Here is a 12,418-nt window from a genome sequence, read left to right as displayed (position 1 = left end):
GACGGCGGAACGCCGCGAGCCTACCGCGCCCGCGCGCGCCGGCCTAGGCGAAGGCCGGCGCGGCATGCCTTCGCGCAGCGGTCGCCGGCGAGACGACCGGAAGCCCTGGGCCGGATCGCACGCGTCGCCCCATCGAATGCGGAACGCGATCGGGACATCGCCTCGTTCCGACGCCGCGATTCGCCCCGAGGTCACCCGACCTCGTCGCCTCGGAGATCTTGCGGTTCGCGCGCAGGCCGGCTGCGCTGGGCGATCGCCTTGCCGACCGTGAACAGGAGCATCCGACTCATCGTCTTCATCTCGTGCGTGCCGTGCTCGTCGATGACGGCATGCGCGGCCATGACCGCGTCGGCGACCGCTTTCAGATCAGGCGTGTGATCCACAAGCATTTCCTTCCTGCACGGGAAGATAAAATGTAAAATTTTTACAGAGCTGTGCCTGTCTCTATTTTTGTACATTATTTACGATTTTACTACCCCCTCTGCAATGCTAAGATGCATTCCCGTCGAGCTAGAGACGGATACACGAGGGAATAGGATGGATATGCCGACACCTAAGGGGACCGACATGGCCCCTGAAGTCAGCGGTTCCGAGACGCTCGCTCAGCTCGCGCTGATGCTCGGCTGCTCCCCAGACTCATTCTTCGAGCAGTCCAACGCCGGCTACCCGAAGGATGCCTCGCTGCTCATCCAGACTTGGCTGGCGATCAAATCGCCGAAAGGGCGCGACGCGGTGTTCGCGTTCGCCCGCGAAATGCTGCGGGCGGAGAAGCAGTAAGATCACGCGGATTGCTCGGCACCTCTCCCTTGGATGGAGAATCGGATCACGCTCGATAAGTAAAAATATGACGATTTATCCGGGAATTCCACCTGATTGATGTCCATGGTACGGCTCGGAGCGATTGCTGATCTATGTATCGCGCACCATGTATTCTTGGTGGTCGGCTCGTTTCAGGGCGCTGACGATTGAGGGACAGCGTGTGCTCTTGCCCGCAACGCGAGAGCACACGTGGCAGATCTCCAGCAGCCCGCCCTGCGCAACCGCCTCCTGCGCGCGCTGCCTCCGGAGGACTTCGCCGCCCTGGCGCCTGCGCTGCGTCCCGAGGCGATCCCGCTCCGGCGCGTGCTCATCTCGGCCAACACGCAGATCACGAGCGTCCACTTCGTGGAGGCGGGCATTGTCTCCGTCACCTCCGATGCGCCCAGCGGCCGCATCGAGATCGGGCTGCTCGGCCGCGAAGGCTTGGTCGGGGCCGCCCCGGTCCTGCTCGACGACGATCGCAGCCCGTTCACCCACTTCGTGCAGGCGGCCGGGCACGTCTTGACAGTCGATGTGCCCGACCTGCGCGCCGAAGTGGAGCGACGCCCCGCCCTACGGAGCCTCCTGCACCGATACATCCAGACCCAAACCATCCAGACCGCACAGACCGCGTTCGCGAACGCCCGCGGCGGTACGCCGACCCGCCTCGCCCGTTGGCTGCTGATGTGCCACGATCGCGGCGAGGGCGACGACATCACGGTCACGCAGGAGTTCATGTCGCTGATGCTGGGCGTCGAACGGCCCGGCGTGACGATGGCGATGAAGGTTCTCGAGAAGGACGGCCTCGTCGGCAAGCGCCGGGGCCACGTCCAGATCATCGACCGCGAGCGTCTGCTCGATGTGGCGGGGGACGGCTACGGCTTGGCCGAGACCGAGTACGCCCGGCTGATCGAGGGAAGCGACGCTCCGGAGGCGCGGTAGTCCGCGCCACGACCGCGTCACGGGTCGGGCCGACACCGAGCCGCGGAGGGGACTTGCCGCCGGTGGATGCCCGCGGGGCGGACGCCTCGGGAGCGGCCGTCGCGCGCCCGCCGGCTCGCGACCCGCCTCATGCCAAGCCTCGCCGAGCGTGACGCATCGCGGCTTGGCCCCCGCGACTGCGGGGCGGCGGTCGTCCGCCGGACCTCATGGGTCCTGACCCATGAGACCCGGTATCAGTCGTGCGCCGCGGGGATCGCGCTATCGATGCGCGCTGCGGTGACGCTCACCCGCACGCGGTGCCAGCAGGCGCAGAGGTAGCCCTTGTGGTTCCAGGTGTCGTCCGGCAGCGCCGGCTGCGTCTGGCTGGCGGCGTCCCAGGCGCGGACCGCGAGCTCGTGCTCGCCCGGCGGCAGATCGAGCTCCACCGCCCAGAACGTCCAGGCGAACGGCGCGCCGGCCGCGTGCTCCAGGTCGGCCTGCCGCCAGGACCGGCCGCCGTTGCCGGAGACGTCGACACGCACGATGGCCCGGTCGCCGCTCACCGCGTAGCCGCGAACCCTGGTGCGACCGGCGCGGAGGGCGGCGCCGCGCTCCGGCTCGCAGATCGCGGCGTTCAGCGGCATCGTGTCGATGGTGTGCCCCCGGGCCGGGTCCGCCGTCTCGGCGCCGACGTCGGGCGGGTACAGCTTGTAATCCTCGGCCTGGATCGGGTTGTCGGACGGGCGATCCTGCACGGCGAGGCGCCGGAGCCATTTGGGGCTGCGCACGCCGGCGAATCCCGGCACCACCGCGCGGACCGGGAAGCCGTGCTCAGGCAGCAGGGCTTCCCCGTTCATGGCGTAGGCGAGCAGGGTCTCGGGCGCCATCGCCTTGGCGAGCGGGATCGAGGCGCCGTACGGGCGGCCGTCCACCCGGTCGTGGCTCTCGAAGGCCACGTGGAGATCGGCGCCCTCGGTGACGCCCGCCGCGCGCAGGAGGTCGCCGAGGCGCACGCCCGTCCACGCGGCCGTGCCGATCGCCCCGGCATCCCACGGGTCGCCCGAGACCGGGGCGACCGCCCGCATGTCGGCGCGCCGGTTGCCGGCGCACTGCAGCGTCGCCGTGACCGTGACCTGCGGGAAGCAGGTCCGCAGGTCGTGCAGCGAAAGCGCCCGCGCGGCACCGTCTCCGCCCTCGACGGCGAGGCGCCAGGTGTCGGGGTCGAGGTCCGGCAGGTCGCCGTGCGAGCGGACGTAGAAGTCCTCCGCCGGGGTCCGGTAGGCGGCCCGCAACCGGGCGAGCGGCGGCTCGGCGTTGTAGGGCCGATCGCCGTGGACGATCAGGCGTGCCTTTCGCTCGGCCAGGCTCGACATCGGGGCTCCCGTTCGGATGCGGACACGGGCCATGAACGCGCCGGCGGCGCGAAGGCTCACGCGCCGCCCCGAAACGGCCCGGGCGACATCGTCACAGGCGTTGGCGCGCTCCCGCGCGCGCCCGATCCCGGGGATCGGGTCCGGGCCGGGGAGCCCGAGCGGCTACTTCGTGGCGTGGAGGGTCGGCGGCCCGAGATGCTGCAGGAAATCCGGCTTGCCGAGGCTCACCCCGGCGGCCCGCAGAATGCCGTAGGCCGTGGTGACGTGAAAGAAGAAGTTCGGAAGCGCGAAGCCGGTGAGGTAGCCCTGCCCGCTGAAGCGGTATCCCATGCCGTTCGGGAACGTCAGCTCCACCGCGCGCTCCGCACCGAGGGCCAGAGCCGCCGGATCGACGCCCTCGACGAAGGCGATCGTCCGGGCGCAGCGCGCCTTGAGCTCGGCGAAGCTCGCCTCGACGTCGGGCATCGCGGGCGCCGCGATCCCGGCGAGCCGGGCCACCGCGTTCTTCGCGCTGTCGGACGCCATCTGATACTGGGCCGGCAACGGCTTCATGTCCGGAGCCAGCCGCCGGCCGAGCAGGTCGGCCTCCGGCTTCTCCGCCGCCGCCTTGTCGAGCCACGCGCTCATGTTGCCAAGCGCGTGGACGAAGACCGGGACGCTGACGTCGTGGATGCTGATGCTCATCCGGCCTGGCTTAGGCGGCGGCCCGGGACGACGCGGTGACGGGGCGCACACCGCGCGCGGGCACGCCGGGCGACGGGGCCGCACGGCCGGCGGGTCGCGTCGGGACCGTGCGGTCCGGGCGCCGGCCTGGGCTGCCGGTCGAAGGGCGGTTCGCCGCGACGCGGTCGGCAGCGCCTGCCCGGCGCGGTGATTCCGGAGACCGGCACGACGGGAGAGGCGGTGCGCCCCGGCCTGTTCTCCCTCACCATCGACCACGGCACCCCCAACTTCGCCCGCGCGCTGCGTGACGGGGATCTGCGCCGGACCGTCGCGCACGAGGCGCACCACGGCATGCGCATGGCCGGGCCCGGCTACGGCTGGACGCTCGGCGAGGCCCTCGTGAGCGAAGGCTTGGCGGGGCGGTTCGTCGGCCACCTGTTCGATTCGCCGCCCGAGCCGTGGGAATGCGCGGTGACCGACGCGGAACTCGCGGCCAACCTGCCGGACGACGCGACGCTCGCGGGCGCCGGGCACGACCACCGCGCCTGGTTCTTCGGGGCAGGACGGTATCCGCGCTGGCTTGGCTACACCCTCGGCTACCGGATTGTGGGCGACTGGCTCGAAGCGGACGCCGACACCGGCGGTGGCGCATGGGTCGACATCCCCGCGCCCGACGTCATCGTGGCGGCGCGCGGGCGCACGCTGCCGAACCTCTGACCGCCGGCCCGGGCCGCCTCCCAGCCCCGAGGCGGAATGGCCAAGCCGGTCGATGACGGCGGCTTCCGACACCGGCGGATGCTTGTCCGCACGGCCGGCACGGGCCGAGATCGGCCGGTCCGCTCTGCGACCGGATCGGATGGAAAGCGGCCCCTGGCGTTTTCCCCGGAAGCAGACGTCCGGAGTCGGACCCGACCACGCCCTTGACGCCGACGTCGGTGGTTTTCGAAAGCCGACGAAGGCGGCGTTCCGGACGGTCAGCGCGATCGAAGACTTGCACTCCTAGAAGTTGTACTTCCGGTTGCATCAAATGCGATCGACTTTGCTATCACCCTGTCCTGCCGGATGCTGCATGATGAACTCACACGGCGGGTGCCAGACTTTTCAGCCGACGCCTTCAGCGCAAGCCAACATCAGAAAGCTCAGATCATGCTGACCCGCGGCCTCAATTGGCTTTTCCTCCGGGCCTTGGGTTCGCCCGCCTGCGGTTGGGTGGTGCGCACGGTCATCGTCTCGACGTCGGGAGACGCATCACCTCGTGCCGACGGCAGGGCCTCCAAGATGATCCTGATCCGGTAGTCGGAGGGTTCGCCGAGAGGCGGCTCGGCTCAAGCCGCCCGCGCAAGATCGCCCTCGATCGAGGCGAGCGCACGCTCCAGCGCCGCGAAGCAGATCGGGTCGAACGCAGTGCCGAGATCCGCGCGCATGATGCCGAGCGCCTTCTCGAGCGACATGGCCGCCCGGTAGGGCCGGTCGGCTGTCAGCGCGTCGAACACGTCGGCGACCGAGACGATGCGGGTCTCGGGCTCGATCGCGTCGCCGCTCAAGCCGCGCGGATAGCCCTTCCCGTCCAGCCGTTCGTGGTGTCCGCCACCGATGCGGGCCATCTCATGGAACACGGCCGCGCGGGTCAGGATGGTCTCGGAGAGGGACGCGTGATTGCGCATGTCCCGCCACTCCGCGTCATCCAGCTTGCCGTTCTTGTCGAGGATCGCGTTCGAGACCCCGAGCTTGCCGACGTCGTGAAGCAGCGCAGCCCGCTTCAGCCAGCGGCGGCGCTCCGACGTGTAGCCAAGCTCGGCCGCAATCATGTCGGCGTAGACGGCAACCCGCTCCGAATGGCCGGAGGTGAACGGGCTCTTGGCGTCGATGATCTGCGCGAAGGCACGGGCGATGTCGTCGAGGTAGTCCTCATCAACGACGATCGGGCTGACCGGTGCCAACGCGAACACCGCCTCCTCGACCTCATCCGAGGCCAGGGTATCCCAGAAGCCGGGTTCGGATGCGGCCGCTTCGAAGCAGGCGACGATCTGAGGATCGAACCATGTGCCCGAGCGCGCCCGCACCTCGGCCATCGCGGCCGCGGGGCCGGCTGCGGTGTGGAACACGTCCACGACCTGAGCGAGCAACGCCATCCGTGCGTAGAGCGGGATCCCCGGGCCGACCAGGCGGTCCGGTCTGCCGCCGCCGTTCCAGTGCTCGTCCAGCGCGTGGATGGCCTCGCAAACGCTCGCGGGGAAGCGAAGCTGCCGGGCGATCTGGGCACCGCGCTGGCAGCGGGTTTGGATCAGTTCGTCGGTGATCGCTCCGCCGTTCTGCAGGATGTTGAGCACGGCACGGAAGCGTTCGGCGAGGCCGGCCTTGAGGCCGGTATGAGAGAAGACGAAGCCGAGCACCTTCGGCAGGCTGTCGCTCACCGTCTTGAAGTCGCGTTTGAAGCTGAGATCGTCGGACAGATAGAGCTCGCAGATGCGCGCGGCGTTGCTGGAGCACCCGAGATCCTTCAGCATCACCGTGTGGTAGAGTTCCCAGAGCTGCAAGTCCGGGAGGCCCATCTCGCGGCCGATGTGGAAGCCGATCCAGGTCGCGCGCACGCAATGCCCGACGGGCTGACCTTCCGTCAGGTCGAGGGCGTGGCTCAAGGCACCGAGCACTTCCGACAGCTGGATCGTCCTGGCTTCCTCGTCGCCGCCTGATACAATCCGCATCGTTCTCGTCCGGCCTCTTGGCTTATCGGTCTCGATAGGCGGCAAGACTGCCTCAAGAACCTGATCAAAGCGTTGCGTTGCCTTGCGCGCGCCGATCCGCCCCGAGCGGACCTTTCCAGCGTCCGCAAAGCGTCGCAGCTTCTCGGATCGCCGGCAGAGCCCCTACCGCCCCGCGATCAGCGCCTTGAGGCGGGTGGCGAGGGCGTCCATCGGGAAGGGCTTGGTCAGCACCTCCATGCCGGGGTCGAGGTGGCCGTGGCCGAGGATCGCGGTCTCGGCGTAGCCGGTGATGAACAGCACCTTGAGGTCGGGCCGGCCGACGCGGGCCGCGTCCGCCATCTGGCGGCCGTTCATGCCGCCGGGCAGGCCGACGTCGGTGACGAGCAGGTCGATGCGCATGTCCGATTGCAGCACCGCCAGGCCGGCGACGCCGTCGGCCGCCTCGATCGCGGTGTAGCCGAGATCCTCCAGCACCTCGGTGACCAGCATGCGCACCGAGGGCTCGTCGTCGACGATCAGCACCGTCTCGCCCTGCTCGGCACGGGCGGCCTCGGCGGGGACGGGCGCCCCGTCGTCGCCGTCGGCCTCGCCGTGGTGGCGCGGCATGTACAGGCAGACGGCGGTGCCCCGGCCGGGCTCGGACCGGATCCGCACCTGGCCGCCCGATTGCCGGGCGAAGCCGTGGATCATCGACAGGCCGAGGCCCGTCCCCTGGCCCATCGGCTTCGTGGTGAAGAACGGTTCGAACACCCGGGCCACCACCTCGGGCGGCATGCCGGTGCCGGTGTCGGTCACGCACACCGCGAGATACTCGCCCTCGGGGATGTCGTGCGCGGTCGCGGCCGCCCGGTCCAGCCGGGAGTTGGCGGTCTCGATGGTGATGCGGCCGCCGTTCGGCATCGCGTCGCGGGCGTTGATGCAGAGGTTCAGCAGCGCGTTCTCGAGCTGGCCCGGATCGATCAGTGCCGGCCACAGGTCCGCCGCGCCGACCCGCTCCAGCGCGATCTCGGGGCCGATGGTCCGGCGGATCAGCTCCTCCATCCCGCCGATCAGCCCGTTCACGTCGGTCGGCTTCGGCGTCAGCGTCTGCCGGCGCGAGAAGGCGAGCAGGCGGTGGGTCAGCGCGGCCGCGCGGCGGGCCGCCCCCTGCGCCACGCCCATGTAGCGCTCGAGGTCGTCGAACCGGCCCTGGCCGATCCGGCTCTGCATCAGCTCCAGCGCGCCGGAGATGCCGGCCAGCAGGTTGTTGAAGTCGTGCGCCAGGCCGCCGGTGAGCTGGCCCACCGCCTCCATCTTCTGCGATTGCCGCAAGGCCGCCTCGGTCTGCATCAGCTCGGCCGTCCGCTCGGCGACGCGCTGCTCCAGGGTCTCGTTGAGGGCGCGCAGCGCCGCCGCCGCCCGGTCGCGCTCCGCCTGCACGGCGCGGCGCTCCTCGACGTCGATCAGCACGCCGGGGAAGCTCGACGGGGTGCCGTCCTCGGCCCACTCGACCCGGCCGTTGGCCTCGATCCAGTAGTAGCGCCCGTCCGTCCGGCGCACGCGGTACTGATGCGCGTAGGCGCCGCCCTTCCGGATCGCCGCGTCGATCGCCGCGGCCAGGCCGACCTGGTCGTCGGGGTGGACGGTGGCGACGATCTGGGCGAGCGGGATGCCGGTGCGGCCGAGCGCCGGGTCGAGACCGAAGCTGCGGGCGAAGGCCTCGTCGACGGTGAACCGGTCGGTCGGCAGGTCCCAGTGCCAGGTCCCGATGATCGCGCCGGCCTCGAGGGCGAGCTGCACCCGCTCGGCATTCTCGCGCGCCAGGGTCTCGCTGACGCGCAGGCGCTCCTCCGCGCGCTTGCGCTCGGTGACGTCGTTGAAGAAGATCGCGATCTGCCGCTCGGCCGGATCCCCGACCCGCACGGCGCGCACGTCGAACCAGCGCGCGAACGCCTCCGCATAGCTCTCGAACGTCGCCGGCTCCCCGGTCCAGGCGACGCGGCCGTAGGTCTCGAACCAGAACCGCTCCAGGTCGGGCGCGAACTCGGTGACCCACTTGCCGCGCAGGTTGACCCCGGCCTGGCGCTCGAAGGCCGGGTTCGCCTCGATGAAGCGGTAATCGATCGGGCGCTCGCCCTCGAACCGCACCTCGACGATGGCGAAGGCGGTCTCGATGGTCTCCAGGAGCGTGCTGAAGCGGTCCTGCGTCGCGCGCAGGCGCTCGCCGGCCTCGTGCTGCTGGGTGCGGTCGCGGACGATCTTGACGTAGCCCTGGTGGACGCCGTCCTCGTCGCGCAGCGGCATCAGCGCGCCGGAGGCCCAGAACCGGCTGCCGTCCCGGCGCAGGTGCCAGCGCTCGTCGCTCGCCTGGCCCTCGGCGAGGGCGGCGCGCATCTCCCGCTCGACGCAGCCCGCGGCCCGGTCCTCCGCGGTGAAGATGCGCGCCGACGACCCGCCGACGACCGCCTCGCGGGGCCAGCCGAAGATGGTCTCCGCCCCCGCGTTCCACTCCGTCACCGCGCCTTCCGGGTCGGTGACGATGACGGCGAAGTCGATGGCGCTCTCGATGACGTTCTGAAGGCGGTGGCGTCCGGGCATGGCCCCGGTTTAGCCGCATCCGCCGCGCGATTTATGTAGCCGCCCGGCCACGCCGGCGCGTCGGTTGCGGAGCGACCCTTTTGCGGGTCGGCCGTTCCGATGCCGCGAGACCCGCTTGCCCCTGCCGGGCCGCGCGGATCCCGGCCGCGCCGGGCGCGGTTCCGCCACCGGTTGCACGTTTCGGTTGCCCGCCACATACTCGCGCGTGCCGCCTGCGGACCAACCCGGGGGCCGACGGCGATCGGGGGCGGGGCGTGGCACAGGGAACGCAGATGCGCACGCATCTGTGCGGCATCAGGACGGCGTGGACGGAGCGCGGCTCCGCCGGGGAGGCCGTCGCCGAGATCGCGCGGGCGGTCGGCGCCGACGCGGCCCAGCTCCTGGTGTTCTTCTCCCCCGACTACGACCCCGAAAACCTGAGCCGGCGGCTGGCCGAGGCGTTTCCGCGGGCCGAGATTTCCGGCTGCACCATGTCGGGCGGGATCGCGCCGGCCGGCGGGCTCGACCGCGGCCTGGTGGCGATCGCGTTCCCGGCGGACGGCTTCCGCATCGTCTCGACGGTGCTCGACGCGATCGACCACCTCGACGTCGAGCGCACCGCGGGCGCGGTGCGGGCGCTGCGCCGCCGGCTCGAGCCGCACGGGCCCGACCACGCCCAGCCGACCCGCTGCTTCGCGCTCTCGCTGATCGACGGGCTCGCCAACGCCGAGGAGACCGTGGTCTCGGCCATCGCCTGGGCGCTGGAGGGCATCCCGCTGGTCGGCGGCTCGGCCGGCGACGACCTCACCTTCCGCGACGCGGTGCTGCTGCACGGCGGCGCGATCCACCGCAACGCCGCCGTACTGCTCCTCGTCGAGAGCGACTTTCCGGTGCAGATCTTCAAGAGCGACAACTTCGAGCCGACCGACGTGAAGTTCGTGGTGACCGCCTCGGACGGCGAGTCGCGCACCGTCTACGAGCTCAACGCCGAGCCGGCCGCGCGCGAATACGCCATGGCGGTGGGGCTCGACCCCGAGCGGCTGACGCCGATGAGCTTCGCCGCCTACCCGCTCGCGGTGAAGGTCGGCGGCGAATACTTCTGCCGCTCGATCCGGCGGCTCAACGCCGACGGCTCCCTCAGCTTCTTCTGCGCCATCGACGAGGGCGTGGTGCTGACGCTGGCCGAGCCGCGCGACATCGTCGCCTCGACCCGGGCGGAGCTCGCCCGGCTCGACCGGGCGCTCGGCGGCGTCGACCTGATCATCGGCTTCGAATGCGTGCTGCGCCGGCTCGACGCCGAGAGCCGGCAGGTGCGCCAGGGCATCGCCGACCTCTACCGGCGCTACGACATGGTCGGCTTCGAGACCTACGGCGAGCAGTACCGGGCGATGCACCTCAACCAGACGTTGACCGGCATCGCCATCGGCAAAAGGCCCGCGGACGAGAGGCTTGCGAGCGAAGGGCCTGCGGAGGCGACGTCCGCCCCGCCGGCGCTCCCGTGACCCTGCACGACGCCGGTCTGGAGGGCGAGGCGTCCCTGCGCCGGCGCATCGCCAAGCTCGAGCGGATCAACGCCGCGCTGATGGCGCATGTGGAGCGCAGCACCGACCAGCGCGGCGGCGCCTATGCTTTGTTCCAGACCGCGATCACCCTGGAGGGCCGCGTCCGCACCCGCACCGAGGAGCTGACGGCGCTGATGCACCGCCTCGAGCGCTCGAACGAGGCGCTGGTGGCGGCCAAGGAGGAGGCCGAGACCGCCAACCGCTCCAAGACCCGGTTCCTGGCCGCCGCCAGCCACGACCTGCTGCAGCCGCTGAACGCCGCCCGCCTCTCGATCTCGGCGCTCGCCGACCTGCCGCTCGGGCCCGAGGCGAGCCTGATCGGCGCCCAGGTCGAGCGCGGCCTGCAGACGATCGAGGACCTGATCAAGACCCTGCTCGACATCTCCAAGCTCGATGCCGGCATCGTCCACCCGCAGGTGCGGCCCGTGCCGCTGCCCGACCTGCTGGCGGGGCTGGCGGCGAGCTTCGCGCCGTTCGCCGCACGCAGGGGCCTGCGCCTGGTGGTGCGCAGCCCGGAGCTGGCGGTGTCGAGCGACGGCATCCTGCTGCGGCGCATCCTGCAGAACCTGCTCTCCAACGCGATCCGCTACACCGCGTCCGGCGGCGTCGCCCTGGTCGCGCGCCGCCGCGCCGGCACGGTCCGGGTCGACGTGATCGATACCGGCTGCGGCATCGCCGCCGACGAGCACGCGCTGGTGTTCGACGAGTTCTACCGCGGCAGCGCGAACGGCGCCGGGACGCCGCCGCGCGCCGCCGAGGGCGACGGGCCGGGCCTCGGCCTCGGGCTCTCGATCGTGCGGCGCCTGGCGCTGGCGCTCGACCACCCGCTGGCGCTGGCCTCCCGCCCGGGGCGCGGCACGCGGGTGTCGCTCACCCTGCCCCCGAGCGCCGTGCCGGCCGCGTCCGAGCCCGCGGCGCGGCCCGGGCCGGTGGCGACGCGGCTCTCGGGCGCCCGCGTCGTCGTGGTCGAGAACGACGCCGCCACCGCCGACGCGCTCGAGCGGCTGCTTAAGAACTGGGATGCGCGCGTCGCCACCTTCCGCGATCCCGCCGGCGTCGCGGCCGCCCTGCGTGCGGGCGCGCTCGCGCCCGACATCCTGATCCTCGACTACCACCTCGACGACGGCGCCCGCGGGCTCGACGTCGCCGCCCTGCTCCGGGAAGGGCGCACCGCGCCGCTGCCCGTCATCGTCACCACCGCCGACCACGCCCCCGAGATCGCGGCGGAGGCGGCAGCCCTCGGCGCCGAGCTGGTGCACAAGCCGATCAAGCCGGCGCAGCTGCGCGCGCTGCTGACCTCCATGCTGACGTGAGGACGGGCGAGCCGGCGCCGCGTCGTCGTCGCGAGACCGCGTATCGGCCCGGTCCCGCCCCTCGGAGGGCCCGCAGCCCTCGGCCTCAATGCGCCGGCGCGATCTCGGCCGCGGCGGGCGCGTGCTTCTTCCGCTTGCGCTTGCGCACCGTCACGACCGCGTCGGCCTCCTCGTCGGCGCCGCGCTCGGACAGGGCGAAGCCGTGCAGGTCCGCCGACGCGTCCGCGGCCGGGGCCTCGGCAAGGGCGTAGAACGCGGCGCGGACGATCTCCTTCTTGCTCGCCTCCGGGTGCTTCTCCCGGATGGCCGCGCGGATCGCCTTCGGCGTCATCCCGGGCGTGACGACGCTGCGCATCGTCGCCGCGATCTCCTGCATCGATGCCATGGGTTCGTTCCTTCATGCGACGGGCCGCCCGCGCTCCGGCTCCGGCTTAACCCAAGTTACATTTCGATGACACGGCCACACTGCTGGCATATCGCCGACCAGACCTTGCCCGCGCCGCGCCGACCCCGTATCCCACCCGGGT

Annotated in this window: 12 protein-coding genes; 6 read left to right on the top strand and 6 right to left on the bottom strand. The window is 71.4% G+C overall.

Annotated elements, in window-relative coordinates; all coding sequences use genetic code 11:
• Positions 1 to 191 precede the first annotated feature (191 nt).
• Positions 192 to 389, bottom strand: a complete 198-nt coding sequence (locus MKK68_RS06675) for a hypothetical protein (RefSeq protein ID WP_243986715.1) — start codon at positions 387 to 389, stop codon at positions 192 to 194.
• A gap of 178 nt (positions 390 to 567) precedes the next feature.
• Between MKK68_RS06675 and MKK68_RS06670 the strand changes: the two genes are divergently transcribed.
• Together MKK68_RS06670 and MKK68_RS06665 are read left to right on the top strand one after the other, a co-directional pair.
• Positions 568 to 777, top strand: a complete 210-nt coding sequence (locus MKK68_RS06670; protein WP_243937249.1) for a hypothetical protein — start codon at positions 568 to 570, stop codon at positions 775 to 777.
• Positions 778 to 1,008: 231 nt separating this feature from the next.
• Positions 1,009 to 1,740, top strand: coding sequence for a Crp/Fnr family transcriptional regulator (locus tag MKK68_RS06665; RefSeq protein WP_243937247.1), 732 nt, complete (start codon positions 1,009 to 1,011; stop codon positions 1,738 to 1,740).
• Positions 1,741 to 1,973: 233 nt separating this feature from the next.
• Here MKK68_RS06665 and MKK68_RS06660 read toward each other — a convergent pair whose 3' ends face one another.
• Positions 1,974 to 3,092: a molybdopterin-dependent oxidoreductase gene (locus MKK68_RS06660; protein ID WP_244029442.1), complete on the bottom strand. Its 1,119-nt coding sequence runs from the start codon at positions 3,090 to 3,092 to the stop codon at positions 1,974 to 1,976.
• A gap of 162 nt (positions 3,093 to 3,254) precedes the next feature.
• The gene (locus MKK68_RS06655) at positions 3,255 to 3,776 is read right to left on the bottom strand and encodes a DUF1993 family protein (protein WP_147727309.1); all 522 of its coding nucleotides are present in this window, start codon (positions 3,774 to 3,776) and stop codon (positions 3,255 to 3,257) included.
• Between the two features lie 186 nt (positions 3,777 to 3,962).
• Here MKK68_RS06655 and MKK68_RS06650 point away from each other — a divergent pair, with 186 nt between their 5' ends.
• Together MKK68_RS06650 and MKK68_RS06645 are read left to right on the top strand one after the other, a co-directional pair.
• Positions 3,963 to 4,472, top strand: coding sequence for a DUF2268 domain-containing putative Zn-dependent protease (locus tag MKK68_RS06650; protein WP_244029441.1), 510 nt, complete (start codon positions 3,963 to 3,965; stop codon positions 4,470 to 4,472).
• 345 nt (positions 4,473 to 4,817) lie between these two features.
• Entirely contained in the window at positions 4,818 to 5,051 is a 234-nt protein-coding gene (locus MKK68_RS06645; protein WP_244029439.1) for a hypothetical protein, read from the top strand.
• A 29-nt stretch (positions 5,052 to 5,080) separates the two neighbouring features.
• On the opposite strand, the gene MKK68_RS06640 is transcribed toward MKK68_RS06645, so the two are convergent.
• Positions 5,081 to 6,460: an HD-GYP domain-containing protein gene (locus tag MKK68_RS06640; protein WP_147728367.1), complete on the bottom strand. Its 1,380-nt coding sequence runs from the start codon at positions 6,458 to 6,460 to the stop codon at positions 5,081 to 5,083.
• 162 nt (positions 6,461 to 6,622) lie between these two features.
• Positions 6,623 to 9,037, bottom strand: a complete 2,415-nt coding sequence (locus tag MKK68_RS06635) for a PAS domain S-box protein (protein WP_244029437.1) — start codon at positions 9,035 to 9,037, stop codon at positions 6,623 to 6,625.
• 272 nt (positions 9,038 to 9,309) lie between these two features.
• Here MKK68_RS06635 and MKK68_RS06630 point away from each other — a divergent pair, with 272 nt between their 5' ends.
• Both MKK68_RS06630 and MKK68_RS06625 read left to right on the top strand, forming a co-directional pair.
• The gene (locus MKK68_RS06630; RefSeq protein WP_244029435.1) at positions 9,310 to 10,518 is read left to right on the top strand and encodes an FIST N-terminal domain-containing protein; all 1,209 of its coding nucleotides are present in this window, start codon (positions 9,310 to 9,312) and stop codon (positions 10,516 to 10,518) included.
• Positions 10,515 to 11,891: a hybrid sensor histidine kinase/response regulator gene (locus MKK68_RS06625; RefSeq protein WP_244029433.1), complete on the top strand. Its 1,377-nt coding sequence runs from the start codon at positions 10,515 to 10,517 to the stop codon at positions 11,889 to 11,891. The genes MKK68_RS06630 and MKK68_RS06625 overlap by 4 nt, the downstream gene beginning before the upstream one ends.
• Positions 11,892 to 11,976: 85 nt before the next feature.
• On the opposite strand, the gene MKK68_RS06620 is transcribed toward MKK68_RS06625, so the two are convergent.
• Positions 11,977 to 12,276 (bottom strand): hypothetical protein, encoded by a 300-nt coding sequence (locus MKK68_RS06620; protein WP_244029431.1) that lies wholly within the window; start codon positions 12,274 to 12,276, stop codon positions 11,977 to 11,979.
• Between the last annotated feature and the right edge of the window lie 142 nt (positions 12,277 to 12,418).

The sequence above is a fragment of the Methylobacterium sp. E-016 genome (genome assembly GCF_022829745.1).
Classification (GTDB): Bacteria; Pseudomonadota; Alphaproteobacteria; order Rhizobiales; family Beijerinckiaceae; genus Methylobacterium.
The sequence above is the reverse complement of the archived record's forward strand: the minus strand, read 5'-3'. Positions and strand labels throughout refer to the sequence as shown.

Coding starts and splice junctions, on each gene's coding strand:
- MKK68_RS06640 (WP_147728367.1), bottom strand. CDS start 6,460: ATGCGGATTGTATCAGGCGGCGACGAGGAAGCCAGGACGATCCAGCTG.
- MKK68_RS06670 (WP_243937249.1), top strand. CDS start 568: ATGGCCCCTGAAGTCAGCGGTTCCGAGACGCTCGCTCAGCTCGCGCTG.
- MKK68_RS06635 (WP_244029437.1), bottom strand. CDS start 9,037: ATGCCCGGACGCCACCGCCTTCAGAACGTCATCGAGAGCGCCATCGAC.
- MKK68_RS06645 (WP_244029439.1), top strand. CDS start 4,818: ATGCTGCATGATGAACTCACACGGCGGGTGCCAGACTTTTCAGCCGAC.
- MKK68_RS06660 (WP_244029442.1), bottom strand. CDS start 3,092: ATGTCGAGCCTGGCCGAGCGAAAGGCACGCCTGATCGTCCACGGCGAT.
- MKK68_RS06675 (WP_243986715.1), bottom strand. CDS start 389: ATGCTTGTGGATCACACGCCTGATCTGAAAGCGGTCGCCGACGCGGTC.
- MKK68_RS06620 (WP_244029431.1), bottom strand. CDS start 12,276: ATGGCATCGATGCAGGAGATCGCGGCGACGATGCGCAGCGTCGTCACG.
- MKK68_RS06630 (WP_244029435.1), top strand. CDS start 9,310: ATGCGCACGCATCTGTGCGGCATCAGGACGGCGTGGACGGAGCGCGGC.
- MKK68_RS06655 (WP_147727309.1), bottom strand. CDS start 3,776: ATGAGCATCAGCATCCACGACGTCAGCGTCCCGGTCTTCGTCCACGCG.